The sequence below is a fragment of the Dactylosporangium maewongense genome (assembly GCF_039531485.1).
Lineage (GTDB): Bacteria > Actinomycetota > Actinomycetes > Mycobacteriales > Micromonosporaceae > Dactylosporangium > Dactylosporangium maewongense.
The window spans coordinates 303,809-329,369 of the sequence record NZ_BAAAQD010000009.1 but is presented as its reverse complement, the minus strand read 5'-3'; the positions used below and the strand labels follow the sequence as shown (position 1 = coordinate 329,369).

At 71.7% G+C, this 25,561-nt stretch carries 26 protein-coding genes; 14 read left to right on the top strand and 12 right to left on the bottom strand.

What is annotated here, in order from left to right:
• Positions 1–12: 12 nt before the first annotated feature.
• The 3 genes from pgi to ABD332_RS24135 are packed head-to-tail and all read left to right on the top strand — an operon-like array spanning position 13 to position 2,598.
• Positions 13–1,653 carry a glucose-6-phosphate isomerase gene (gene pgi / locus ABD332_RS24145; protein WP_344504342.1) on the top strand — a complete coding sequence of 547 codons (1,641 nt, stop codon included), beginning with the start codon at positions 13–15 and terminating at the stop codon, positions 1,651–1,653.
• A 30-nt stretch (positions 1,654–1,683) separates the two neighbouring features.
• Complete coding sequence (locus ABD332_RS24140) at positions 1,684–2,217, top strand: hypothetical protein (RefSeq protein WP_344504341.1); 534 nt, start codon at positions 1,684–1,686, stop codon at positions 2,215–2,217.
• A 27-nt stretch (positions 2,218–2,244) separates the two neighbouring features.
• Positions 2,245–2,598: a VOC family protein gene (locus ABD332_RS24135; protein WP_344504340.1), complete on the top strand. Its 354-nt coding sequence runs from the start codon at positions 2,245–2,247 to the stop codon at positions 2,596–2,598.
• Here the strand turns inward: ABD332_RS24135 and ABD332_RS24130 are convergent.
• From ABD332_RS24130 to ABD332_RS24105, 6 genes are all read right to left on the bottom strand, one after another.
• Positions 2,595–3,428, bottom strand: coding sequence for an NAD-dependent epimerase/dehydratase family protein (locus ABD332_RS24130; RefSeq protein WP_344504339.1), 834 nt, complete (start codon positions 3,426–3,428; stop codon positions 2,595–2,597). The two genes, ABD332_RS24135 and ABD332_RS24130, sit on opposite strands and share 4 nt — an antisense overlap.
• 111 nt (positions 3,429–3,539) lie before the next feature.
• The gene (locus ABD332_RS24125; RefSeq protein WP_344504338.1) at positions 3,540–4,838 is read right to left on the bottom strand and encodes an RNA polymerase sigma factor; all 1,299 of its coding nucleotides are present in this window, start codon (positions 4,836–4,838) and stop codon (positions 3,540–3,542) included.
• 5 nt (positions 4,839–4,843) lie between these two features.
• Complete coding sequence (locus tag ABD332_RS24120; protein ID WP_344504337.1) at positions 4,844–5,263, bottom strand: YciI family protein; 420 nt, start codon at positions 5,261–5,263, stop codon at positions 4,844–4,846.
• Between the two features lie 240 nt (positions 5,264–5,503).
• Positions 5,504–6,238: a hypothetical protein gene (locus ABD332_RS24115; RefSeq protein WP_344504336.1), complete on the bottom strand. Its 735-nt coding sequence runs from the start codon at positions 6,236–6,238 to the stop codon at positions 5,504–5,506.
• Positions 6,235–7,362 (bottom strand): lytic polysaccharide monooxygenase, encoded by a 1,128-nt coding sequence (locus ABD332_RS24110; protein ID WP_486303843.1) that lies wholly within the window; start codon positions 7,360–7,362, stop codon positions 6,235–6,237. The genes ABD332_RS24115 and ABD332_RS24110 overlap by 4 nt, the downstream gene beginning before the upstream one ends.
• A gap of 118 nt (positions 7,363–7,480) precedes the next feature.
• On the bottom strand, positions 7,481–8,674 hold the full coding sequence (locus ABD332_RS24105; RefSeq protein ID WP_344504334.1) for a GAF domain-containing sensor histidine kinase: 1,194 nt from the start codon (positions 8,672–8,674) through the stop codon (positions 7,481–7,483).
• 216 nt (positions 8,675–8,890) lie between these two features.
• On the opposite strand from ABD332_RS24105, the gene ABD332_RS24100 reads away from it, so the two are divergent.
• The 4 genes from ABD332_RS24100 (at position 8,891) to ABD332_RS24085 (ending at position 13,698) form a co-directional block, all read left to right on the top strand.
• Positions 8,891–9,520 (top strand): TetR/AcrR family transcriptional regulator, encoded by a 630-nt coding sequence (locus tag ABD332_RS24100; RefSeq protein WP_344504333.1) that lies wholly within the window; start codon positions 8,891–8,893, stop codon positions 9,518–9,520.
• A gap of 2 nt (positions 9,521–9,522) precedes the next feature.
• Entirely contained in the window at positions 9,523–11,259 is a 1,737-nt protein-coding gene (locus tag ABD332_RS24095; RefSeq protein WP_344504332.1) for an ABC transporter ATP-binding protein, read from the top strand.
• A gap of 169 nt (positions 11,260–11,428) precedes the next feature.
• Positions 11,429–13,414, top strand: coding sequence for an ABC transporter ATP-binding protein (locus ABD332_RS24090; protein ID WP_425552278.1), 1,986 nt, complete (start codon positions 11,429–11,431; stop codon positions 13,412–13,414).
• A 146-nt stretch (positions 13,415–13,560) separates the two neighbouring features.
• Positions 13,561–13,698 (top strand): hypothetical protein, encoded by a 138-nt coding sequence (locus ABD332_RS24085; RefSeq protein ID WP_344504330.1) that lies wholly within the window; start codon positions 13,561–13,563, stop codon positions 13,696–13,698.
• A 617-nt stretch (positions 13,699–14,315) separates the two neighbouring features.
• On the opposite strand, the gene ABD332_RS24080 is transcribed toward ABD332_RS24085, so the two are convergent.
• Complete coding sequence (locus ABD332_RS24080) at positions 14,316–15,035, bottom strand: VOC family protein (RefSeq protein ID WP_344504329.1); 720 nt, start codon at positions 15,033–15,035, stop codon at positions 14,316–14,318.
• Positions 15,036–15,365: 330 nt separating this feature from the next.
• On the opposite strand from ABD332_RS24080, the gene ABD332_RS24075 reads away from it, so the two are divergent.
• The 7 genes from ABD332_RS24075 to crcB all read left to right on the top strand — a co-directional run bounded on the left by ABD332_RS24075 (position 15,366) and on the right by crcB (position 20,329).
• Positions 15,366–15,800, top strand: a complete 435-nt coding sequence (locus ABD332_RS24075) for a YciI family protein (protein ID WP_344504328.1) — start codon at positions 15,366–15,368, stop codon at positions 15,798–15,800.
• Between the two features lie 106 nt (positions 15,801–15,906).
• Positions 15,907–16,653: a class I SAM-dependent DNA methyltransferase gene (locus tag ABD332_RS24070; protein WP_344504327.1), complete on the top strand. Its 747-nt coding sequence runs from the start codon at positions 15,907–15,909 to the stop codon at positions 16,651–16,653.
• Positions 16,654–16,687: 34 nt separating this feature from the next.
• On the top strand, positions 16,688–17,176 hold the full coding sequence (locus tag ABD332_RS24065; RefSeq protein ID WP_344504326.1) for a hypothetical protein: 489 nt from the start codon (positions 16,688–16,690) through the stop codon (positions 17,174–17,176).
• Between the two features lie 211 nt (positions 17,177–17,387).
• Positions 17,388–17,714, top strand: coding sequence for a putative quinol monooxygenase (locus tag ABD332_RS24060; protein WP_344504325.1), 327 nt, complete (start codon positions 17,388–17,390; stop codon positions 17,712–17,714).
• A gap of 36 nt (positions 17,715–17,750) precedes the next feature.
• Positions 17,751–19,430: a hypothetical protein gene (locus ABD332_RS24055; protein ID WP_344504324.1), complete on the top strand. Its 1,680-nt coding sequence runs from the start codon at positions 17,751–17,753 to the stop codon at positions 19,428–19,430.
• Between the two features lie 153 nt (positions 19,431–19,583).
• Positions 19,584–19,979, top strand: coding sequence for a fluoride efflux transporter FluC (locus ABD332_RS24050; protein WP_344504323.1), 396 nt, complete (start codon positions 19,584–19,586; stop codon positions 19,977–19,979).
• A complete protein-coding gene (crcB, locus tag ABD332_RS24045) occupies positions 19,976–20,329 on the top strand; it encodes a fluoride efflux transporter CrcB (RefSeq protein WP_344504322.1) in 354 nt (117 codons plus the stop codon). Before ABD332_RS24050 ends, crcB begins: the two co-directional genes overlap by 4 nt.
• 64 nt (positions 20,330–20,393) lie before the next feature.
• Here the strand turns inward: crcB and erm are convergent, their stop codons facing one another.
• The 5 genes from erm to ABD332_RS24020 all read right to left on the bottom strand — a co-directional run bounded on the left by erm (position 20,394) and on the right by ABD332_RS24020 (position 25,542).
• Positions 20,394–21,173, bottom strand: coding sequence for an ErmE/ErmH/ErmO/ErmR family 23S rRNA (adenine(2058)-N(6))-methyltransferase (erm, locus tag ABD332_RS24040; RefSeq protein WP_344504321.1), 780 nt, complete (start codon positions 21,171–21,173; stop codon positions 20,394–20,396).
• Positions 21,174–21,510: 337 nt separating this feature from the next.
• Positions 21,511–22,254, bottom strand: a complete 744-nt coding sequence (locus ABD332_RS24035; protein WP_425552277.1) for an amino acid ABC transporter ATP-binding protein — start codon at positions 22,252–22,254, stop codon at positions 21,511–21,513.
• Complete coding sequence (locus ABD332_RS24030; RefSeq protein ID WP_344504320.1) at positions 22,251–23,096, bottom strand: amino acid ABC transporter permease; 846 nt, start codon at positions 23,094–23,096, stop codon at positions 22,251–22,253. Before ABD332_RS24030 ends, ABD332_RS24035 begins: the two co-directional genes overlap by 4 nt.
• Positions 23,096–23,977, bottom strand: coding sequence for an ABC transporter substrate-binding protein (locus ABD332_RS24025; protein WP_344504319.1), 882 nt, complete (start codon positions 23,975–23,977; stop codon positions 23,096–23,098). The genes ABD332_RS24030 and ABD332_RS24025 overlap by 1 nt, the downstream gene beginning before the upstream one ends.
• Before the next feature lie 53 nt (positions 23,978–24,030).
• Positions 24,031–25,542 carry an MDR family MFS transporter gene (locus ABD332_RS24020; RefSeq protein ID WP_344504318.1) on the bottom strand — a complete coding sequence of 504 codons (1,512 nt, stop codon included), beginning with the start codon at positions 25,540–25,542 and terminating at the stop codon, positions 24,031–24,033.
• Positions 25,543–25,561: the final 19 nt, after the last annotated feature.

Below are 25,561 nucleotides of genomic sequence, written 5' to 3'. Positions count from 1 at the left end.
AAGGAGTGCTTGATGTCTCAGGGCCGACTCAACCAACTGCCCGAATGGGCCGCGCTGGCGAAACACCGCGCCGAGCTTGGTGAGGTGCACCTGCGGGACCTGTTCGCCGAAGACCCGGAGCGCGGGACGAAGTACTCCCTGCAGGTCGGCGATCTCTACCTCGACTATGGCAAGCACCTGGTCACCGGCGAGACCCTCGGCCTGCTGCGCGACCTCGCCGCCGCGCGCGGGGTCGCCCAGCTGCGCGACGCCATGTTCCACGGCGACAAGATCAACTTCACCGAGCACCGGGCGGTGCTGCACACCGCGCTCCGCGCTCCGCGCGACTCGGTCGTCGAGGTCGACGGCGAGAACGTCGTGCCGAAGGTGCACGCCGTGCTGGACCGGATGGCCGCGTTCGCCGACCGGATCCGCTCCGGCGAGTGGACCGGCTTCACCGGCGAGCGGATCACCACCATCGTCAACATCGGCATCGGCGGCTCCGACCTCGGCCCCGCGATGGCCTACGAGGTGCTGCGCGGCTACACCGACCGGGGGCTGGAGATGCACTTCGTCTCCAACGTCGACGGCGCCGACCTCTACGAGGCGGTCCGGGCCGCGGACCCGGCGACAACGCTGTTCATCGTGTCGTCGAAGACGTTCACGACGATCGAGACGATCACCAACGCGACCGCCGCCCGCCAGTGGATCCTCGACGCGTTCGGCGACGACGCCGCGGTCGCGAAGCACTTCGTCGCCGTGTCGACCAACGCCGGCGAGGTCGCGAAGTTCGGCATCGACACGACCAACATGTTCGAGTTCTGGGACTGGGTCGGCGGGCGTTACTCCTACGACAGCGCGATCGGCCTCTCGCTGATGATCGCGCTCGGGCCGGACGGCTTCCGGGAGATGCTCGACGGGTTCCACGCGATGGACGAGCACTTCCGGACCGCGCCGCCGGAGCAGAACGCGCCGCTGCTGCTCGGGCTGCTCGGCATCTGGTACCGCAACTTCCACGACGCCCAGACGCACGCGGTGCTCCCCTACAGCCACTACCTGTCCCGGTTCACCGCGTACCTGCAGCAGCTGGACATGGAGTCCAACGGCAAGTACGTCGACCACGACGGCCGCCCGGTCGACTGGCAGACCGGCCCGGTCGTCTGGGGCACCCCGGGCACCAACGGCCAGCACGCCTACTACCAGCTGATCCACCAGGGCACGATGCTCATCCCGGCCGACCTCATCGGCTTCGCCCAGCCCGCGCCCGGCCTCGGCGTCTTCGCCGACCAGCACGACCTGCTGATGGCCAACCTGTTCGCGCAGGGGCAGGCTCTCGCGTTCGGCAAGACGTCGGAGGAGGTCGCGGCCGAGGAGGTGCCCGCCGAGGAGGTGCCGCACCGCACGTTCCGCGGTGACCGCCCCACCACGACGATCCTCGCCGACAAGCTCACCCCGTCGGTGCTCGGGCAGCTCATCGCCCTCTACGAGCACAAGGTCTTCGTCCAGGGCGCGATCTGGGACATCGACTCGTTCGACCAGTGGGGCGTGGAGCTCGGCAAGGTCCTCGCCAAGCGGATCGAGCCGGCGCTCACCGCCGGGGCCGGCGACACGTCCGCGCTGGACTCCTCGACCGCCGCCCTGGTCAACCGTTACCGGGCGCAGCGCGGCCGCTGAGTGCCGATCACCGACGACGAGCTCGCACGGATGTCCCCGTCCGAGCGGGCCGACCTGGCCCGGCGCCTGGCCGTCCTCATCCCCGCACCGCGTGCGGGTGAGCGGACGCGGCGCCGGTTCGTCGTCGTGGTCGTCACCGCCGCCCTGTTCCTGATCCCGTGGGTGGCGGTGCTCGCGTGGACGTTGCCGCCGCGGTACCTCGCCGGCCACTGGCGCGCCACGTGGGTCGGCTTCGACCTGGTGCTCGCCGCCGCCCTCGCCGCCACCGCGTGGGCGGCGGCGCGGCGCCGCCAGGTCCTCCTGCTGACCGCGGTCGTCAGCGCGACCCTGCTGGTGTGCGACGCATGGTTCGACCTGATGACGGCGGCGGGCCCCGACCACTGGGTCAGCCTCGGCACCGCGCTGCTGGTCGAGCTGCCGCTGGCGGCGTGGCTGCTCTACGTCGCGCACCACCTGATCCGGCTCAGCCTGCGCCGCATGCTGACCCTGTCGGGCCAGTCGTTCACCGACCTGCCGCTGTGGCGGATGCCCCTCTTCGGCGTCCCGCCCCGCCATCGTCGTTAGCGCCGGCTTCGTCGGTACCGCGGCCGCATGACCCACTGGACCCTGGGCTGCGACGCGACGGACCCGCACGCCCTCGCCGCGTTCTGGGCGGCGGCGCTCGGCTACGTGCCGGAGCCCGGCAACGACGAGCCCGACGGCGCCTCGATCGGCGACCCCGCCGGCGCCGGCCCCGCGATCGGCTTCCTGCGCGTGCCGGAGGGGAAGACCGCGAAGAACCGGATGCACATCGACATCCGGGTGGCCGGCCCGGCGGCGATCCGCGACAAGGCCGCCGAGCTGGTCGCCGCGGGCGCCACGCTGGTGCGCGAGGAGCGCTACGGCGACCGGCTCGGCCACATCGTCATGCTCGACCCGGAAGGCAACGAGTTCTGCGTCGCCTAACCTCTGATCTCCTCCAGCAGGGTCGGGCGGGTCGGCGACCAGCCGAGCGAGCGGGCCTTCGCGCCGGTGGCCCGCTGGTCCAGCAGCAGCGCGTCGGCGAAGAGGGCGCCGAGCCTGGCCCGGGACTCCTCGACGGTCTCCGGCACGACCTCGGCGCCGGTGGCCTCGGCGATCTCGCGGACGGTCGGGCCGGCGCCGGACACCCCGAGCACGTGCCCGAGGCGCTCGCCGCGCTCGACGACGGTGACGTACAGCGCGGCCACGTCCTCGACGTGCACCGTCGTCCAGTGCTGCGAGCCGTCGCCGACCAGCCGGACCTTGCCGTCGGCGGGCGTGAGCACGCCGGCGGGGATGCCGCCGCCGTGGCCGTACACGACGCCGGGCGTGACGATCGTGGCCACCAGGTCCGCGTCGAGCACCGACCGCTCCACCGCGGGCCGCCACGCGGTCAGCGCCGGCGGCGCGAGCGGCGAGTCCTCGGTGATGTCGGCGTTGCTGCCATACAGCCAGACGCCGCTGGTGTGCACGTAGGGCTTCCCGGTCCCACCGAGCGCCTCGACCGCCGCCGCGACGACCGCCCGGTCGAACTGCTCGCTGCTGCCGTCGCCGGGCGCCGCGGTGTGCACCACGGCGTCGGCGGCCGCGAACAGCCGCGCCGTCCACGCGGTGTCGTACAGGTCCCCGACGGCGGCCTCCGCCCCGGCCTTGCGGACCTTCTCGGCCGCCTCGTCGCTGCGCACCAGGGCCGTGACGGCGTGCCCCGCCGCGACGAGCTGCTCCAGCACCACGGATCCGATGTACCCGGTCCCACCGGTCAATGCGATGTTCATGCCACCGAGCCTAGGAGCGTCACGACCTCCGGCGCAGCGTGACGCAGCCGGCGCCCCGGCCGGGAATACGCCTCCGACGAGGCTATTCCCGACTGGCCGGTGATGCCTGACCTACGGCAGCGCCTCCGCCTTGCGCAGCAGGACCGCCCGCTCGCGGGCGTTGGTGCACAGGCGGGCGGCGCGCTCCAGCTCCGTCCGCGCCTCCCTGGTGCGCCCGAGCCGCCGGAGCAGCTCGCCGCGGACCCCGGGCAGCAGGTGCGAGCCGGGCAGCCGGTCGGCCGCGACGAGCTCGTCGACGATCGCGAGCCCCCGCAGCGGCCCGCTCGCCATCGCGACGGCGACGGCCCGGTTGAGCTCGACGACCGGCGACGGCGCGATCCGGCCGAGCGCCTCGTAGAGCAGCACGATGCGCTCCCAGTCGGTCTCCTCCACCGACGGCGCGGCGGCGTGGCACGCGGCGATGCCGGCCTGCAGCCCGTACGGGCCGAGCCCCTTCTTCGACGCGGCCGTGAACGCCGCGAGCCCCCGCCGGATCGCGGACCGGTCCCACAGCCGCCGGTCCTGGTCCTCCAGGAGCACCGCCTCGCCGTCGGGGCCGGTGCGCGCCGGGAAGCGGGCCGCGGTCAGCTCGCACAGCGCGAGCAGCCCGTGCACCTCGGGCTCGCCGGGCAGCACCGCGGACAGCATCCGGGTCAGGCGGATCGCCTCGTACGCGAGATCGGGGCGCAGCAGGTTGTCGCCGGCGGTCGCCGTCGAACCCTCCGTGAAGATCACGTAGAGGACGCTGAGGACCCCGCCGAGCCGCTGCCTGCGGTCCTGCGCGGGCGGCAGCTCGAACGGCACCTTCGCCGCCGCGATCGTCTTCTTCGCCCGGGTGATCCTCGCCTGCACCGTCGGCACCGGCACCAGGAACGCCCGGGCGATCTCCTCGCTGGACAGGCCGCCGACGGTGCGCAGCGTCAGGGCGACCCTCGCCTCCGGCGCGAGCACCGGATGGCAGGCCACGAACATCAGCGCGAGGATGTCGTCGTCGATGCGGTCCGGGTCCCACGGCAGGTCGTCCTGCTGCTGCGGCACCAGCGCCCCGGCGGCGGCCTCACCCTCGCCGAGCTGGCCGGCGATGGCGGCGTACCGCTCGTCGCGCGCCGACCTGCGCCGGAAGCTGTCGATGGCGCGCCGCCGCGCGGTCGACAGCAGCCACCCGACGGGGTTGTCCGGCGTGCCGTCGCGGGACCAGCTGACGAGCGCCTCCGCCACCGCTTCCTGCGCGACGTCCTCCGCGAGGCCGAAGTCGCCGGTGTACCGGCTGAGCGCCGCCACGATCCTCGCCGACTCGATCCGCCACACGGTCTCGACGGCCCGCCGCGCCGTCTCGGTGCCCGGCGGGCCGTCGGGGTCTGCGGAGTCCACGGAGGTCACAGCTGCCCGGTCCGCTCACGCCACGCCCGCTCCTTGGCGATCCACTCGTTGTCCTGCGGGAAGTCGTCGATGTCCGACACCCGCCGCACCTCGACCTTGGTGCCCGGCCCGCCCGGCAGGCGCCGCGCCCACTCGACGGCCTCCTCCTTCGAGGCGACGTCGAGGATGTAGAAGCCGCCGAACAGCTCCTTGGTCTCCCCGTACGGCCCGTCGGTGACCACTGGCGTCTCGCCGTCGAACTCCACCACCACGCCCTGGCCCGCGTCGTCGAGCCCCTCGGCCGCGACCAGGACCCCGGCCCGGATCAGCTCGTCGTTGTACCGGCCCATCATGTCCAGGATCTCCTCGAACGGGATGTCGGCCGACTTCGCCATCGCCTCGTCGGTGGCCCGCAGGATCAGCATGTACTTCGCCATCGCCGTGCTCCTCGCCTTCTGGGGATCGCGTCCCGACCCTCTCACCCCGAGGTCGAACGGGCCCACCCGCCGATCGACACGCGCCCCGGAGAATCTTTCCCGCGTGCGTCCGGTCGATACAGTGCGGGCCGCCGATCGAAGGAGCGCCGCGCGGCTGGCGGTGGCCGACGAGCCCCGCTGACCGACATGGAGGAGGCGCGGGGTTGGGCCCGCGCCTCCTCCGTCGTGCGGCGGTGCTGCTCAGCGGCGGTCGAGGAGGACCTCGGCGGCGCCGCCGTCGACGTGCAGGGCGTAGCGGTCGGCGGCCTGCTGCCAGCCGGGCAGGGCGATGACGGCGCCGCCGGCCAGGTTCTGCTTGGCCGAGGTGTCCAGGGTCGCCTTGCCCACGGTGCTGGTCTGGCCGAGCGTCAGCTGGGCCGGCGGGCCCGCCGGGGCGTGGACGAGGAGCTTGCCGACGCCGCCGACCCGGATCGGCAGCTCGCCCTCCGGTTTCGGGACGGTGACGTCGAGCTCCTGCACCCCGGCGACCACGTCGACGGCGGCGAGCCGGCCGGAGCCGAAGTCCACGACCTGCCGCAGGCCGCCGCCGGCGAGCTTGAGCGTCCAGCGGACGGTCGAGTTCAGGTACACGTGGACCGTCGCCTGGCCCGCGACCTCCGTGCCGTTCAGGCTGAGCCGGACGACCTCGCCGTCGACGGCCGCGGCGGGTTCGACGCGGCTGCCGGGCAGGGTCGAGGCGCGGTACAGGTAACCGTCCATCGGCTCGCTGTGGATGATCACCGACTCCGCGCCGGTGACCACCTCCAGCGTCGCCGCCTGCCGGCCGTCGTGCGCGCCGGTGACGGTGTGCACCGTCTCCTTCTCCGCCGGCGCGTCCGGCTTGGAGCTCCGGGTGGTGGCGATGACGAGGCCTGCCAGTACCAACGCCACCGCCACCACACCGGTCAGCAGCCGCAACAGGGGTGACTTGATCATGGGCTGGTGCAGCTCAGGGTCGGGGCGGTCGCCGGGGCGGTGCCGGTGGCGTTGAATCCGAACGACGTGGTGGCGCCGGCGGCGAGCACCCTGTTCCAGTCGACGTTGCTGACGGCCGGATTCGGGGGCTGTGCGACGAGTGTGCCGTTCCACGGCGATCCCTCGAAGCCTTGTCCGCCGGTGTACGACCAGCGCACCGTCCATCCGTTGAGGCTGCCGGTCCCGTTGTTGCGGACCGTGACCTCGGCCTGGAAGTGCCCGGCCCACGAGCTGGGGACGATGCTCCAGGTGGCGGTGCAGGCGCCCGATCCCGTGGACGGCGAGTTCGACCGCGACGGGGACGTGCTCCTGGACGGTGACATGCTCCTGGACGGGGAGGCGGACGCCGACGGCGACGTGCTCCTCGACGGGGAGACCGAGGGTGAGGGCGACGACGGCGCGCCGCCGATGCCGGTCACCTCGCCGTTGCCGCCGTCGAAGACGATGTCGGAGCAGCTGAAGAAGTTCTCCTGGCTGTCCGAGCGGACCCACTGGATGAACAGCATGTGCTTGCCGGTCTTGCCCGACGGCAGCGTCGCGTTGAACGAGTAGTAGTTCAGCGCGCCGGGCGGGCCGGACTGCGGCGGGTCGGTCGCGCTCCAGAACGGCTCCAGGTCACCCCACGCCAAGGGGGTGGTGGGGCTCCAGCCGTTGCGGGTGACGTACAGGTGGAACGTGCCGGGGTGCGCGGCCCAGTTGCTGTACCGCATCTGGATCGTGGCGCCGGCGGTCAGGTGGGTGGTGGGCCAGTCGGTCCGGGCGGCGTTGTACGCGGCGTACTTCGTCGTGCCCGCACCGCAGATCTGGCCGTCGGGGATGAAGCCGGTGGTACGTCCGCCGGCGTCTGAACGCAGCACGCCGAACCAGTCGTACAGCGGCTGCTGACCGCCCTGCGCGACGGCGTCGGCGCAGGCGGGGTTGGACGGGATGATCTGGCCGGTGGCCTTGAGTCCGTCCACATAGCACAGATAGGTGCGGCTGCCGGGCACCATCGCGACACCGTGGGCGCTCGCCGGGGCGGGCACCACGAGGACCGCGACAGCGCCGACGGCGAGGGCCGCCAAGACGCTCCACACTGGGCGCAATGTGCTCCTCCTCACATGAGGTGAGCGCAGTGTTCCCACGGCCTCCCGCCATTGGCAAGCATCGACGTCTCCGGTACGGCGGGACTTCGGCTTTCGCTTGAAAGTTCCACCGCGGCCGTCACGCCGTGATCGACAGCCTCGCGGTGGTGCCCTTGCCGGCCGAGCTCAGCGTGACGGTGCCGCCGTGCGCGGTGGCGGCCTGGCGGGCGATGTGCAGGCCCAGCCCGACGCCGGGGACGGCCTGCTGGCGGGCGTGGCGGCCGCGGTAGAAACGCTGGAAGACGTAGGGCAGCTCGTCGGCCGGGACACCGACGCCGGTGTCCGCGACCTCGACGGTCGGCACCGGGCCGCCGGACACCGCGACGGTGACGTCGCCGCCCGCGGGGGTGAAGAGCACCGCGTTGCGCACCAGCTGCTGCACCGCATGCGTCAGCTGGGTCACGTCGGCGCGGACGTCCACCCGTACCGGCGAAGGAACCACCGACAGGGTCACCCCGCGCTGCTCGGCGAGGGTGCGGCAGGCGCGCCAGGCGGCCTCGACGACCATGGCCAGGTCGACCCGGGTGCGGTGCAGCTCGGTCGGGGCGTGCGCGGGGCGGGTGCCGGTCAGCAGGTGGTCGACCATGCGGACGAGCCGCTCGCCGTTGCGCTGGATCGGCTCCACGAGGCGGGCGTACGCGGCGAGCTGCTCCTCCTCCGCGAGGAGCTCCAGGTACCCCTGGATCGCCGCGACCGGGGTGCGCAGCTCGTGCGAGACGGTCGCGATCAGGTCCTCCTCGCGCTGCGTGGCGCGGGCCAGCTCGTCGCCGAGCTCGGCGAGCAGGAGCCGGTTGCGCAGCAGCGACAGGTGCCCGACCGCCTGCGCGGCGAGGGTGTCCAGGGCCTCGCGCTGGCGGGGGCCGAGGTCGCCGGGGCGGTCGTCGATGACGCACAGGGCACCGAGCGCGTGGCCGTCCTCGTCGACGAGCGGGGAGCCCGCGTAGAAGCGGATGTGCGGGTCGCCGGTGACGTTGGGGTACGTGCGGAAGTGCGGGTCGAGCCGGGCGTCGGGCACGACGAGCTGCCGCCGCTCGGGCAGGGTGTGCGCGCAGAACGAGACGTCGCGGGGCGTCTCGGCGTCGGCGAGGCCGGTGCTGCCGGCGAACCACTGCCGGTCCCGGTCGATGAGCGAGACCGAGGACATCGGCGTGTCGAAGATCGACGACGCGAGGCGGGTCAGCTCGTCGAGGGCCGCGGGGCGGGGGCCGTCGAGGACGCCGTAACTGTGCAACGCGGCGAGGCGGGCCTCCTCGTCGTGAGCATGTGTCGTCATCTCGTCTCCCAGGCTCGGTTGTGCCCCATCAGGTTCGGGACGCCGGGGTGCCCGCCGCGATCACGGCCGGTTGCCATGCGGTAGCTGTCCGCCGGAACTGTCGGTGGTTGTGGTTAGGGTGTGGTTCTCGTCGTACTCGGGTTTCCGTTTTCGTCTTTTCCGCTCACAGCATTATTCGGTTGTCCGAGTGAGTGCTCGCTCAGTAAGGTGGCCGTCGTGAACCAGCAGCCTGTCCGAGCCCGACGCCGGCGCGTCCCCGCGCTGTCGCCGGACGAGCGGCGGGCGGCGATCGTCGCCGCGACCATCCCGCTGCTGCGCACCCACGGGGCGGCGGTCACCACGAAGCAGATCGCCGAGGCCGCGGGCGTCGCCGAAGGCACCATCTTCGGCGTCTTCCCCGACAAGGCATCGCTGATCCTCGCCGCGCTCGGCACCGCCTTCGACCAGGAGACGGTGCTGCGCGACCTCGACGCGATCGACCGGCAGGCACCGCTGCGCAAGCGCATGCGCGACGCGGCGGCGGTCCTGCTGCGCCGGTTCGAGTCCAATGTCCAGCTCATGATGGTCGCCCGGACGCTGCCGATGGAGACCGGGCGACGCCAGGTCGAGCAGCTGATGGAGGGCCGCCGGGTGCTGACCGAGGCGGTCGAGGCCCTCATCGAGCCCGACCGGGAGCTGCTGCGGCGCAGCCCCGCCACCACCGCCGGCATGCTCGTGCTGCTCGTGATCGCGTCGGTCCGGCCGGAGCTGGCCGAGCCCGGCGAGCTCGACGCCGACGGCGTGGTCGCCGTCCTGCTCGACGGCCTGCTGGTCCGCCCGACCGACACCACCGGGGGAGACGCCTGACGATGTTGATCCGACTGCTCAAAACCTATCTGAGCCCGTATCGCAGGACGATCTGGCTCATCGTGCTGCTGCAGCTGGTGCAGACCACGGCGACGCTGTACCTGCCGACGCTCAACGCCGACATCATCGACGGCGGTGTCGTCACCGGCGACACCGGCTACATCATGCGCATCGGCGGCTGGATGCTCGCCGTCACGCTCGTGCAGATCGTCTGCTCCGCCGCCGCCGTCTACTACGGCGCCCGCACCGCGATGGCCCTCGGCCGGGACGTGCGCGCCGGCATCTTCGACAAGGTGCAGGAGCTGTCGGCGCGGGAGGTGGGGCAGTTCGGCGCGCCGTCGCTGATCACCCGCACGACCAACGACATCCAGCAGGTCCAGATGCTGGTGCTGATGACCTTCACACTCATGGTCACGGCACCGATCATGTGCGTCGGCGGCATCATCCTCGCCCTCGTGCAGGACGTGCCGCTGTCGGCGCTGCTGCTGGTCGTGGTCCCGATCCTGATCGGGATCATCGCCGTCATCGTAGTGCGGATGCGGCCGCTGTTCCGCCTCATGCAGGTGCGCATCGACCTGGTCAACCGGGTCATCCGCGAGCAGATCACCGGCATCCGGGTGATCCGCGCCTTCGTCCGCGACGAGCACGAGCGGGTCCGGTTCGCCAAGACCAACGGCGACCTGCGCGACGTGTCCCTCGCCGTGGGCCGGCTGATGTCGCTGATGTTCCCCACCGTGATGCTGGTCGTCAACGCCTCCAGCATCCTCGTGCTCTGGTTCGGCGCGCACCGCATCGACACCGGCGGCATGCAGGTCGGGGCGCTGACCGCGTTCCTCAGCTACCTGATGCAGATCCTCATGGCGGTCATGATGGCGACGTTCATGTTCGTCATGATCCCGAGGGCCGAGGTGTGCGCGGAGCGCATCCAGGAGGTCCTCACCACCGACTCCAGCGTCGTGGTGCCGGCGAAGCCGGTCACCGCGCTGCCCCGCCACGGCGAGCTGGAGCTGCGCGGCGTCGAGTTCCGCTATCCCGGCGCGGAGTCGCCGGTCCTCAGCGGCATCGATCTCGCCGCCCGGCCCGGGCAGACCACGGCCATCATCGGCAGCACCGGCGCCGGCAAGACCACCCTGCTCAACCTGGTCCCCCGCCTGATGGACGCGACCGGTGGCACCGTCCTCGTGGACGGCGTCGACGTGCGCGACATCGACCCGGCGCTGCTGTCGGCGACGGTGAGCATGGTGCCGCAGAAGCCGTACCTCTTCTCCGGCACCGTCGCGTCCAACCTCCGCTATGGCCGGCCCGACGCGACCGACGCCGAGCTGTGGCGGGCCCTGGAGGTCGCGCAGGCCGCCGACTTCGTCCGGGCGATGCCCGAGGCGCTCGACGCGCCGATCGCGCAGGGCGGCACCAACGTCTCCGGCGGGCAGCGGCAGCGGCTCGCGATCGCCCGGACGCTCGTCGCCCGGCCCGAGATCTACCTCTTCGACGACTCCTTCTCCGCCCTGGACTACGCGACCGACGCCGCGCTACGCGACGCGCTGCGCGCCGAGATCGTCGACGCGACGGTCGTCATCGTCGCGCAGCGGGTCAGCACGATCCGCGACGCGCACACCATCGTCGTGCTCGACGAGGGCCGCGTGGTCGGCACGGGCACCCACACCGAGCTGATGGACGGCAACGCCACCTACCGCGAGATCGTCCTCTCCCAGCTCACCGAACAGGAGGCCGCGGCATGAGCGGCCAGCGGAGCGGCTCGGGCCGCTCATCAGCATTGCAGGTTCGGCTCAGGCCGACGCCGGAGCGAAGCGGAGGTGGCGGCATGAGCGGCCAGCGAAGCGGCTCGGGCCGCGAATCAGCAGCGCAGGTCGGGTCAGGCCGGCGCCGGAGCGAAGCGGAGGTGACGGCATGACCGGACCTGGGCGCCCTGGTGGGCCGGGTGGCGGGTCGCGGCCTTCGCCGCCCGCGTTCGGGCCTGGGCGGATGATGATGGGCGCCGGCGGGCCGCCGGCGAAGCTGGAGGACTTCAAGGGCTCGTCCAAGCGGCTGCTGCGCATGCTCGCGCCCGACCGGATGCTCATCGCGGCCGTGCTGGTCTTCGGCATCGGCAGCGTCGTGCTCTCCGTCATCGGGCCGCGGCTGCTCGGCCACGCCACCGACGTCATCTTCGAGGGCATCGTCGGCCGGCAGCTGCCCGCGGGCATCAGCAAGGCCGACGCGGTCGCGGGTGCGCGGGAGCGCGGGCAGGACCGCTTCGCCGACCTGCTCGCCGCCATGGACCACGTCGTGCCCGGCCGGGGCATCGACTTCGACCGGCTCGAGCGCGTCCTGTTGTGGGTCGCCGTCGTGTACCTCGGCGCCTGGATCCTCGGCCTGCTCCAGGCCCGGCTCACCACCGTCGTGGTGCAGCGCACCGTCTACCGGCTCCGCGAGCAGGTGTCGGCGAAGCTGTCCCGGCTGCCGCTGAGCTACTTCGACCAGCAGCCGCGCGGCGAGGTCCTCAGCCGCGCCACCAACGACACCGACAACATCGCGATGACCCTGCAGCAGTCGCTGAGCATGCTGCTCACGTCGCTGCTGACGATCTTCGGTGTCCTCGGCATGATGTTCTGGATCTCGCCGCTGCTCGCGATCATCGCGCTGGTCACGGTGCCGGTGTCGGTGCTGGTCACCATGCGCATCGGCAAGCGGTCGCAGCCGCAGTTCGTGAAGCAGTGGGCCAGCACCGGCAAGCTCAACGGGCACATCGAGGAGATGTTCACCGGGCACTCCGTGGTGAAGATCTTCGGCCGGCAGGCCGAGGCCGCGAAGACGTTCGAGGAGCACAACGAGGCGCTGTTCACCGCGTCGTTCCGGGCGCAGTTCATCTCCGGGCTCATCCAGCCCGCGATGATGTTCATCGGCAACCTCAACTACGTGCTCGTCGCCGTCGTCGGCGGCCTGCGGGTCGCGTCGGGGTCGCTGTCGCTCGGCGACGTGCAGGCGTTCATCCAGTACTCCCGCCAGTTCAGCCAGCCGCTGACCCAGGTCGCGAGCATGGCCAACCTGGTGCAGTCGGGTGTCGCCTCCGCCGAGCGGGTGTTCCAGCTGCTCGACGCCGACGAGCAGTCGCCGGACCCAGTCAAGCCGGCGCGCCCCGCCCAGGTGCGGGGGAAGGTGACGTTCGAGGGCGTCTCCTTCCGGTACAAGGCGGACGAACCCCTGATCGAAGACCTCTCCCTCACCGTGGAGCCGGGCCAGACGGTCGCGATCGTCGGCCCGACCGGCGCCGGCAAGACCACGCTCGTCAACCTGGTCATGCGCTTCTACGACCTGACCGCCGGGCGCATCCTCCTCGACGACGTCGACATCGCCACCATGTCCCGCGACGACCTCCGCGAACAGATCGGCATGGTCCTGCAGGACACGTGGCTCTTCCAGGGCACCATCGCGGAGAACCTCGCGTATGGCGCCGACCACCCGACCCAGGACAAGATCGTCGCGGCCGCCGAGACCGCCCACGCGGACCGCTTCGTCCGCACCCTCCCCGACGGCTACGACACCGTCATCGACGAGGAGGGCGCCGGCGTCTCGGCGGGCGAGAAGCAGCTCATCACGATCGCCCGGGCGTTCCTCGCCGAGCCGACGATCCTCATCCTCGACGAGGCGACCAGCTCTGTCGACACCCGCACCGAGGTCCTGATCCAGCGCGCGATGACCACCCTGCGCGCCGGCCGGACCAGCTTCGTCATCGCCCACCGCCTGTCCACCATCCGCGACGCCGACCTCATCCTCGTGATGGAGCACGGCACCATCGTCGAGCAGGGCACCCACACCTTTCTGCTCGCCTCCGGCGGCGCCTACGCCAGGCTGTACTCAGCCCAGTTCGCCGCCGCAGCGGTCGAGGTCGACTGACCCCGCCCCACCTGTCCGGAGCCCCGGACCTCGCCGCCCGGTCCGGCAGGAGCCCCGCCTCCCGCCGGACCGGCCCGGCACCGCCGCGTCCACCCCGCCGGACCCGGCCCGGGCCGCGACCGCCCCGCTAGAGGGCGGGCCTCGGCGTGAGCCGCGGCGGAACGACATGGAAGCACTGCACCATCGTCGAGCAGGGCACCCACACCTCCCTGCTCGCCTCCGACGGCGCCTACGCCAGGCTGTACTCAGTCCAGTTCGCCGCCGCCGCGGTCGAGGTCGGCTGACCCCGCCCACTCACCCGCACTTCTCCCGGCCGGTCCGACAGGAGCAATGCCTCCCGCCGGACCGGCCTCGCCACAACCGCCCCACCGGACCGAACCACAACCCACCGGCCACCGGACCGAACCACAACCCACCGGGCCACCGGACCGGACCGCGACCGGACCGCCGGAGGGCGGCGCGACCCGGCCGTCCGGCGACCCACACCTCACCGTTTCAGTCCGGCAGGATCACCGCCTCCTGTCGGACCAGTCCGACGCCGCCGAGACCGCCCCGCCGGACCGGTTCCAGGCCTCTGATTTTGTCCGCGAGAACCGGGCTCTGGCGCACATTCCGTGAAGCCAGGACGGATGTCAACGACGGCTACCTGAGGACTGAGCTTTGGACTGCACGAACAGCGCCAGCCTCGACGGCGCCCGCGTAGTCGCAGTGATCATTCACGGAGATTGCGCCAGAACCCAGAACGAGCGCCACTTGTTGACCATCGGGAGTCAGCGGCCAGATCGGCACAGGGCCGCCTCGTCACCCTGCGTAGACGCCGATCGCGATGTTGGACCAAACGTCGACGCGCGCTTTTGGCCGATGAGAGGGCATCGCCTGCGGCTCCGCTGCACCCCCGAACTCATCGCAGCGCCGCTGCGAGGTCGGCAGCGATCTCGAAGGCCGGTGCCGCCCTTCCGGTCTGGTCTGCGCTCAGCGCGACGTGCTCGATGCGGGTCAGCATCTCCGTTGCGGTTTCCCGGTCATGGAGCGCCATCGCCAGTTCTGCGCGGTACACCAGAACCTCTACCTGTGTGACGGGGTCATCGTCGGCCTGCGGGCGAGCCAACGCACTGTCGAGGATGCGGACTGCCTGGCCGACGTCACCCTTGGAGTCGGCCAGCACGATGGCGTTCGCCAGCGCTTTGGCGAGTCGTCCGGTGGGTGCGGGTGCTGGCGTGGGCATCGTGGCGGCGTTCTGGAAGACGCGGATCCAGTTGCCGCCCGGGTCGATGACGCTGAATCCGCCCAGCCCGTCGGCGTTCTTTCGAGCCCTGGGTCGGGTCATCCTCGGCATTCCGGACACCAGGACTTTGCCGTATGCGGCCCGCATGCCGGCGGCGAAAGCCCGGTGCAGTTCCGCGATGTCCGAGGTGAGCACGAGACAGGAGCCGTAGGACTGCTCTGGGTCGAACCCGGCGATTTCGAAGAATTGCAGGTGCAGGTCTTCACGTTGCAGTCCCACGCAGGGGTTGGGTTTGCGCTGCTTGTACGTCGTGCTGAAGCCGAGAACCCCGTAGAAGGTGACGATGTCGTCAATCGATGCGCAGGGCAGCAGGGGGACGGTTACCTCGTTGGCCATGGCTCTTTCCTAGGCGCTGCGGACAGTCCTTCGCACATGGAAATGGCCGATCATCGCCTGACCCCATCCGATCGGCCGATGCGGCCGCAGTCGGCGTGCGGCTCGGCCAGGGGCGCATAGGCTTCTGCGGCGTCACCTCATTTGTCGCCGACAACGCGACCGGCTGAGGGTGACCGCGCCGGCGGGGCGGGGGTGATCGGGCCGGCGGAGGGTGGTGGGGCACCGGCTGAGCTGCGGCGGAACGCCGTTGGAAATTCGTTTGGGTGGCGTGTCGATCCTCGGGTGGGTCGTTCGACCTTGGGGTGAGAAGGTCGAGGAGCGACCTTCACCGTGAGGAGAACCACGATGGCGAAGTACATGCTGATCATGCGCGGCAGCGATGAGTCGACGGCGAAGATGATGGAGACGCCGTTCGAGGAGATGCTGGAGACGGTCGGCAAGTTCAATGAGGAGCTGATGCGGGCCGGGGTGCTGGTGGCGGCGGAGGGGCTCGACGACCCGGCGCAGGGGGTCGTGGTGCACTTCGACGGGGAGACGCCGGTTGTCACCGACGGGCCGTACGGGGAGACGAAGGAGCTGTTCGGCGGCTTCTACCTCCTCGAGGTCGCCTCGAAGGACGAGGCGGTCGAGTGGGCCAAGCGGCTCCCCCAGTTCCCCGGCAGCAAGGTCGAGGTCCGGCGGGTGCCGAGCATCGACGAGTTCCCGCAGGACAACGAGTGGATCGTCAAGGAGCGGGCGTGGCGGGAGCGGACCGGCCAGCTCTGACCACGTGGCACCGGCACCGGGGGGCCGCTGCGGCGGGCCCCCGCGCCGGAACCGGAAACCGTGCCCCTGACGTACCGAAAACGGACGGTCGCGATAGGGTCCGGCGATGATCGATGAGGACGGCTACTTCGGGGAGCGGGTCGCGGCCCGGTACGACGAGTCGTCGAGGGAGATGGCGGACCCCGCGGTCGTGAAGCCGGCCGTCGACACCCTGGTCGAGCTCGCCGACGGCGGGCCCGCGCTGGAGCTGGGCATCGGCACGGGGCGGATCGCGCTGCCGCTCGCGGCACGTGGGGTGCCCGTGCACGGGATCGACATGTCCCGGGCGATGGTGGCCCGGCTGCGGGAGAAGCCCGGCGGCGACGCGATCGGCGTGACGATCGGGGACTTCGCGACGGCGCGGGTGGACCAGTCGTTCGCCGTCGCGTACCTCGTCTTCAACACGATCATGAACCTGACGACGCAGGCGGCGCAGGTCGCGTGCTTCCGCAACGTGGCCGCGCACCTGCAGCCCGGTGGGCGGTTCGCGGTCGAGGTGATGATGCCCGACCTGCGGCGGCTGCCGCCGGGGCAGGACGTGGTGCCGTTCCTGGTGAGCGAGACCCGCTGGGCGTACGACCTCTACGACGTCGCGACCCAGTCGATGAGCTCGAACTACGTCGAGATCTCCGGGGGCCGCGGCGGCTTCCGGTCGATCCCGTTCCGGTACGTGTGGCCGGCCGAGCTGGACCTGATGGCGCAGATCGCGGGGCTGCGGCCGCTCGCGCGCTGGGCGAACTGGCAGCAGGAGCCCTTCACGAGTGAGAGCGTCCAGCACGTCTCGGTGTGGGAGAAGCCCGTCCTGCCGGACTGACGCACAATGTGACCGGAGCGAGGGGGGCTGCGGTATGCGGAACCGGCGGGTGAGCCTGCTCGACATCGGGCTGGACCAGTCGTTCGACGCGTCGATGGCGTTCGTGCAGTCGACGTTGCAGAGCATCAACGCCGGGTTACCCGTCCCGATCGTCGACATCGACTTCGTGCGGTCCCGTGACCCCGACACGATCTTCGCCGCGTTCACGGCGGCGTGCGACGTGCTGCACGTGATGGCGCACGGGGACCACGCGGAGACGCCGACGTTCAGCAGTACCGACGGCAAGACGATGCTGGCGTTGCAGGAGTTCGGCGACTACGCGGCCGAGCGCGGGCACGGGCTCAACGCGAGCGCGGTGCTCGCCGACGGCTGCAAGACCGGGATCGGCGCCTGGCAGAAGGCGCTGCGCGACTGCCTGCACGGTGAGATCGTCTACATCGGCACGTCCACGCGGGTGGGCTGGCACGAGGGCACCGTGTTCGCCTCGGCGTTCTACGGCGCGCTGTTCCGCAACAAGGGCTAAGGGGCAGACGCCCCTCGCTCAGGCCCTGGACGCGGCCGACCGGGCGGTCAAGGCGTACGAGGCGATCACCGACCGGGCCTGCCCCTACAAGGTGATGGTCCTGGAGCCGAGCCGCCAGGCGCGGCTGGCGTTCCGCTGATCACAAAGTTCCGCTGACCACAGATGTTCCGCTGACCACAGATGTTCCGCTGATCCCACGGAGGAAGACGTCATGATCTTCATTACGGCGAAGTTCCAGGTCCTGCCGGAGCACGCGGAGCGGTGGCCGGAGATCGCCGCGGACTTCACCCGGGCGACGCGGGCCGAGCCGGGCTGCCTGTGGTTCGACTGGTCCCGCAGCCTCGACGACCCGAACGAATACGTACTGGTCGAGGCGTTCCGCGACGGTGACGCCGGCGGCGCGCACGTCCAGTCGGCGCACTTCAAGGACGCGCAGCGAACGCTGCCGCAGTACCTCGCCGCGACCCCGCGGATCGTCAACGCGACCGTCGACCAGGACGACTGGTCCGAGCTCGGCGAGCTCGCAGTCAACCGATAGTGGCATAAATTCGGACTTGTCGGGTATCCCGGTCCGGTGCTGACGAATCTTGCGCATCTGGACTCGTTGCGGGTCCGCCTCACCCCGCCGCCGCAGCCGGGGCACACGACGTTCCGCCTGGCCGAGGAGCCGGCGGTCGAGGTCGTCTGGACCTACGCCGAGCGGCTCCCGGACGACACCTACCTCCCGGTCGGCGGCGGGCCCGTCGACCCCGACAACGGCTACTACACCCAGGGCGCGTTCAATGCCGACGACATCGCCCGCGCCGCCGTCGTCTACGTGCGGCACTGGCGGGCGACCGGCGACGGCACCAGCCGTGACGCCGCCCGGCAGCTGCTGCGCGGCCTCTGCTTCCTGCAGACCGTCCACGACGACGAGACCGACGACGACCCCGGCGACCTTGCCCACGGCAACGTCGTGCTGTGGCAGCAGCCGGACGGCACCCTGAACCGCAGCGGCATCCCCGCGGAGAGCCCCGACCCGTCCGACGAGGGTGAGTCGGCGTGGCTGGCCCGCACCGTGTGGGCGCTCGGCGAGGGCTTCGCCGCGTTCAGCGCCGACGACGGCGGCGAGCCGGAGTTCCCGGCGTTCCTGCGCCGCCGGCTCCGGCTGGCGATGAGCGCCATCCGGCGGCAGGTGCTGCCACGGTACGGCCAGTGGCGCGTCGTCGAGGAGTCCGCCACCCCCGCGTGGCTGATCGGCGACGGCGCCGACCTCACCGGCGAGGCGCTGCTCGGGCTTTGCGCGTACACCGGCTGCACCGGCGACGACGACGCCCGCAAGCTCATCGAGCAGCTCGCCGAGGGCGTCACGGCGATGCGGACCGGCACCCCGTGGACGTGGCCGTTCGGGGCGGTGCTGCCGTCGGCGCTGTCCCGCAGCGCCTGGCACGCGTGGGCCGGGCTCGCACCGGCCGGACTCGCCCGCGTGTACGAGGTCGCCGGTGACCTCGCCGCACGCGACGCCGCTCTGGCCGACGCGGCGTCGTTCACCCCGCACCTGCTGGTCGAGGGCGGACCGGACAACCTGCGGGTCGCGGTGCCGGGAGCGCGGGAGGCGCTGACGATCGACGGGGTGCAGCTGTCGTACGGCGCGCAGTCCCGCGTCGAGTCGCTGCTGACCACGGCGCGGGTGACGGGCCGCCCGGCGCTGTCGACCCTCGCCGGGATCGCCGGCTCGTGGTTCTTCGGCAACAACCCCGCCGGCGCGCCCATGTACGACCCGGCGACCGGCCGCACCTACGACGGTGTCGACATCGTCGACGGGTCACCGCGGCAGCTGGGCCGGCGCGGGGTGGTGCACCGTGACGCGGGCGCGGAGTCGACGATCCACGGGCTCCTGGCGATGCTGGCCCTGGACGCGGACCCGCACGCGGCGGCGGTCGCGCGGATCGCCGAGGCGGACCCGGACACGTCGACGACGGCCGGCAGCTGCCGCGACGACGGGGAGATCCGCTGCCTGACGCTGCGCGACCCGCAGCACCGGGCGCGGGTGACGCTGCTGCGCAGCGTCGCGACGAGCACCCGCGTCTGCGACGTCGACATGGCGGCCAGGTCCAGCGGGGCCGGCGGCGCCGTTGAGGGCGCCGCGACCGTGACCGTCAACGACCCCGGCGGCGAGGAGCTGGAGCACTACACGACGACCGCGGGCCGTATCCGCGCCCTCGTCCCCGCCGGCGGCTTCACCATCATCTCCCGGCTGCCGGAAGCGGGCTGACGCACACATCCCAGGTGAGGACGGCCGCCCGCACGGAGCCGGCGGGCACGATCATCAACCGCATCGAGCGCTGCATGCGGCCCAGCGTCCGGTGCGTGGGCGTGGCCGTGGTCAGCGGCGGGTACGGATCGGGTAAACCGGTACCCTGACCCGATGTCCGCACGCCCCTCGCACGTCCTCGGCGCCGTCGCCGTGGGCGGGTCCGCGGGCAGCGCCGCCCGGTACGGGGTGGCGCTGCTGCTGCCGCACGACGCCCAGGCGGGTGTGCCGTGGTCGACCATCGCCGTGAACGCGACAGGATGCCTGCTCATCGGGGTCCTCGTGGTCGTCGTCGAGGGCCGGCACCCGCTGCTGCGGCCGCTGCTCGGGGTGGGGGTGCTGGGCGGGTTCACGACGTTCTCCACCTACACCGTCGACGCCGTCGTCCTCGCCTCCCGGGGTGCCGCCTGGACCGCGGCCGCGTACGTCGCCGGGACGCTGGTCACCGCGATGGCGGCCGTGTCGTTCGGCGTGTGGTCCGCCCGCCGCCTGACGAGGCGTCCCGCATGACGCTGCTGCTGGTGCTGATCGGCGGGGCGGTCGGGGCGCCCGCCCGGTACCTCACCGAACGGGCGCTCAAGGACCGCTCCCCTCTGGGGACGCTGATCGTCAACGTCTTCGGCAGCGCGCTGCTCGGGGCGTTGATCGGCGCCGGCGACGCGCTGCCCGCCACCGTGAGGACCCTGGTGGGCACGGGGTTCTGCGGCGCGTTGACGACGTACAGCACGTTCAGCCTGGAGACGCTGCGCCTCGTCGAGGAGGGCCGGCCGCGGCGGGCGGCCGCGTACGTGACGGCGAGCCTGGTGCTGGGACTCGCCGCCGCGACTGCCGGCTACACACTGACGCAGACGCTGCGGTAGCAGCCGGCCCTTTTCTGTAGTAGCCGGCCGCTCGCCAGCGCTTGTAAAAGCGGCCAGCTGTGCGTTACCGCGGACGGTGCTGGAGCAGGCGGAACAGGGTCAGCCACTGCTCGGGCCACACCAGCCCGACGGGCGTGTCCGGGTCGAGCCGCAGCGCCCGGAACGCACCCGAGACGCGGCGCGGGTCGTACCGGCGACACAGCGACGCATGCAGCGAGCCGCCGGCCCCGCTGAACCCGAGCTCCACGAACCCCGCGTAGCCGCGGGCCGGCGCAAGCGGCGAAGGGCGGCGGGTCAGCCGCAGGATGCCGCCGTCGACCCGGGGCACGGGCCGGAACGCCCCACGAGGCACCCGCCCCACGAGCCGCCAGTCCCACCACGGCCAGGTCGCGATCGTGAGGCGGCTCCAGCGGCCGTAGTCGCCGGTGCGTTTGCGGGCGTACTCCAGCTGGGTGAGCAGCGTCGCGCCGGTCAGCCCGGGAGCGTGCAGGCACCAGTCGACGACGGCGGACGTCAGCGCGTACGGGATGTTGCCGACGACCGCGAACGGTGCCGCCGGCGGCCGCGCGGCGAGGAAGTCCGCGACCCGGACGGTGACGCCGTCGCGGGCCGGCAGGGCCGCCGTCAGGGCCGCCGCCAGGTCCGGGTCGACCTCATAGGCGATCACCCTGCGGCACCGTTCGGCGAGCGCGGCGGTGAGGTGCCCGCGGCCCGCCCCGACCTCGACGACGAGCGTGGACGGGTCGAGCCCGGCGGCGTCGACGAGTCGGTGGATCTCGGTGGGTGCGGTGAGCAGGTTCTGGCCGTACACGCGACGGCTGCGAGAATGAGCGGATGGCGCCATGACCGTGGTCCCGTCTGCCGCCCCGACGAAGGGCGGCGAACACGGACAGGCGGCATCGCGGCCCGTCCGTTTCCGAAGATGGACTCGGAGGGCCCTGGCGCGACTCGGGTGGCGACGCTCTACAAGGTGTGCGTCACACCTGGCGGACCAGGGCGCGACGCCGGGCGCGCAGGCGCATGGCCGGCACGGCCGACATCGCCGCCGCCGCGAGGAGAGCATGCGTCATGGTCATCGCCGCAACATATCCGAGCCGCCCACCCCGGTGCACGCGGTTTTCGCCGGTACCGTCGGCGCACATGCAGCCGGCCCCGGCAGCGCACGCAGCAGGTGCCGGCGGTTACAGGCGGCCCGCTTCGGTGATGCGCTGCAGGAACTGGCGGGTGCGGGGTTCGCGCGGGGCGCCGAACACCTGCTCCGGCGGGCCTTCCTCGACGACGACACCGCCGTCGAGGAAGCAGACCCGGTCGGCGACCTGCCGGGCGAAGCTCATCTCGTGGGTGGCGATCACCATCGTGACGCCGTCGGTCTTCAGGTCGCGGATGAGGGCGAGGACCTCCCCCACCAGCTCCGGGTCGAGGGCGGAGGTGACCTCGTCGAGCAGCAGCAGCCGCGGGTCGTTGACGAGGGCGCGGACGATCGCGACCCGCTGCTGCTGGCCGCCGGAGAGCCGGTCGGGGTAGGCGCGGGCCTTGCCGGCGAGACCGACCCGCTCCAGCAGCGCGAGGGCCTTCGCCTCGGCTTCCCGCGCCGGCAGCTTGTGGACGTGCCGCGGGGCGAGCGTCACGTTGTCCAGGACGCTCAGGTGCGGGAACAGGTTGAACGCCTGGAAGACGATGCCGATGCGGCGGCGGACCTTGTCCGGGTCGGCGCGCGGGTCGGTGATGTCCTCACCGTCGAGGTGGATGGTGCCGTCGTCGACCTGTTCCAGGAGGTTGACGCAGCGCAGCAGCGTCGACTTGCCGGAGCCGGAGGCGCCGATGAGCGCGACGACCTCGTGCTCGGCGACGTCGAGGGACACCCCGCGCAGCACCGGATTGCCGTTGAACAACTTGTGCACGCCGTTGATGGACAGCAGGGTCACAGCCGGTTGTCTCCTGACTGGCGGCGGGCGGCACGCAGCGTGACCCAGTCGGTGACCGCGACGACGGGGATCGCCAGCAGCACGAACAGGACCCCGGCGACGACGTACGGGGTGTAGTTGTAGGACCCGGCGGTCTCGATCTGCGCGGCCCGGATCGCGTCGATCGGCCCCGCCAGGGAGATCAGCCCGACATCTTTCTGCATCGCGACCAGGTCGTTGAGCAGCGGCGGCGCGACCCGCCGCACCGCCTGCGGCAGCACCACGTGCCGCATCGTCTGCCGGTAGTTGAGGCCGAGGGACCGGGCCGCGGCCCGCTGCGACGGGTGCACCGACTCGATGCCGGCGCGGAACACCTCGGCGATGTAGCCGCCGTACGTGAGCACGATCGCGATCCCGCCGAGCACGAGCACCGACGGGGTGCCGCTCAGCCGCAGCCCCGGCACCCCGAACGCGAACAGGTACAGCGTCACGATCAGCGGCAGCCCGCGGAACGTGTACGTGTAACCGGCGGCGAGCGCCCGCAACGGGAAGAACACCGCGGGCCGGACGGTGCGCAGGGTGGCGATGCCGAGGCCGAGCAGCACCGCCGCGACCGCGCAGACGACGAGCAGCCGCACGTTCAGCCACAGGCCACGCAGCACCGCCGGCAACGAGTCGCGGGCGGCGTCCACCGACAGGAAGCTGGCACGGAACCGGTCCCAGCCGGGCGCGCCGGTGACCGCCGCGTACAGCAGAACCCCGACGACCAGCGTGGACACGGCCGCGACCGCCACCGACAGGATCGTCTGCCGGCGGCGGTACGCGTCCCGTTCCAGCTGCAACGGGCTGGGCTTGAACGTCATCAGCTGAGCTTCGGCGCGCCCTGCACCGACGACAACCACTTGTCGGTCAGCGTCTTGAGGGTGCCGTCGCCGCGCAACGCGTCGACGGCCTGGCTGACGCAGCCGGTCAGCGACGAACCCTTGTCGAGCACGAGACCGAACTGCTCCGGGGTGCCCGACGGCTGCGGCAGCTGCCCGACGATCTGCGCGTCGGTGATCTCGGCGCCGGTGATGTAGAACGCCGTCGGCAGGTCCACGACGAGCCCGTCGATCTGCCCGTTCTGCAGGGCCTTCTTCGCGTCGTCGTTGTTGTTGTACACCTGCGGCTGCGCCGACGGCTGCACCACCTCGGTGATCGAACGGTAGCTGGTGGTGCCGACCTGCGCACCGAGCTTGGCGCCCTTCAGGTCCGCGACGCTCTTCGCACCGGCGATCTTCGAGGTCTTCAACGCGATGACGGTCTGCGTCACGTCGTAGTACGGGGCGGAGAAGTCGACGGCCTGCTTGCGCTCGTCGGTGATGGAGAACTCGTTGACGTCGAAGTCGAACGTCTTCTTGCCTGGGGCGATCGCGTTGTTGAACGTGACCCGGGTCCACACGACCTGGTCCTTGCTGTAGCCGAGCTTGGTGGCGACGGCGTACGCGACCGCGGACTCGAAGCCCTCACCGGACTCGGGCTTGTTGTCCTTGAACCACGGCTCGTAGACGGGTTCGTCGGTCGCGATCGTGAGCTTGCCCGCGGCGACCGTCTTGAGGTTCGCCGGGTCACAGGTCGCTGTGCCGGGGCTGGCGCCGCTCGAGGCGGCCGGGGATGCAGTGTCGTCGTCGGCCGGTGCGCAGCCGGCAGCGGCGGCGAGGGCCGCGGTGAGACCCGCGGCGAGGAGGAGGGTCCTGGAGCGCATGGCGGCGATCGTACCCACCTGACCGGTAGGAAATGGATCTACCGTGTGTCGGATCACGGCAACGGCGTGGCCCGGCGCGGCATCAGCAGCACCGCGCCGGCACCGAGGACCGCGACGCAGGCCAGGGCGATGAACACGTGGTGTGTCGCCGCATACAGGCTGCCCCGCGCGTACTCCAGGACCGCCGGCTGGGTGTCCTTCCCCTTCAGCACCACGTCGGTCGCGTCGGCGCCGCCGAGCCGCTCCCGCACACCGGGCGGAGCGGCCGCGAACCGGCGGTCGAGGGTCGTGTTGGCGATCGCGCCGAACACCGCCCCGCCGACGGCGCTGCCGATCGACCGGAAGAACATGTTCGTGCCGGTGACGACACCCCGCCGGTCCCAGCCGACCACCGACTGCAGCGCGACGAGCGTCGGGCTCGACGTCAGCCCGAGCCCGACACCGATGACGAAACAGGCGACCGTCAGCCAGCCGATGCCGGTGTACCGGCCGAGCACCGCGCACATGACGCTCCCGGCGACGATGACCGCGCCACCCGCCAGGGACGTGTCACGGAACCCGATGCGCAGGTAGACCTGGCCGGAGAGGGTCGCGGCGATCGGCCAGCCCAGCGACATCGCCGCGACGACGAACCCGGCGCCGACGGCGCTCGCCCCCAGCACACCCTGCGCGAAGCTCGGCACGAACGACGTGAGCCCGATCAGCAACGCGCCGACGACCAGCGCGACGAGGTTGCCGCCGACGAGGATCCGGTGCCGGAACACCCACAGCGGCAGGACCGGCTCGGCGGCCCGGCGCTCCACGAACCAGAACGCGACCATGAGCACGGCACCACCGGAGAAGATCGCCACGCTCGGCACCGACGTCCACGCCCACGTGATGCCGCCCTCCAGCGTGCCGAGGATCAGCAGCGTGCAGCCCGCGACCAGCAGCGACGCGCCCAGGTAGTCGATGCGGTGCTGGCGCCGCTCGACGCGCTCCTTGAGGTTGCGCACGAGCATCCACACGGCGGCCAGCCCGACCGGGATGTTCACGAAGAAGATCCACCGCCACGACAGGTAGTCCGCGAACACCCCGCCGATCGCCGGACCGATCACCGACGACACACCCCACACCCCGGCGACGTACCCCTGAACCCTGGCCCGCTCCTCCACCGTGTACAGGTCACCGATGATCGTCATGCTCATCGGCTGGATCGCGCCGGCGCCGACACCCTGCACCGCCCGGAACACGATCAGCGTCAGCATGCTCCACGCGAACCCGCACAGCACCGACCCGACCAGGAACGCGGCGATCCCGGCGAACATCACCGGGCGGCGGCCGACGACGTCCGCCAGCTTCCCGTACAGCGGCGTCGTCACCGCCGCCGTCAACAGGTACACCGAGAACAGCCACGGGAACTGCGAGAACCCGCCGAGGTCCCGGACTACGGACGGCACGGCGGTCGCGATGATCGTGCTGTCGAGCGCGACGAGCCCGGTGGTCAGCATCACCGAGGCCAGGACCGGTCCACGCTCCGAGCGCAGGCCCACCGCCGTCCGGGGTGTGAAAGTGGCGTCGACCATGCACACACCTTACGACCGG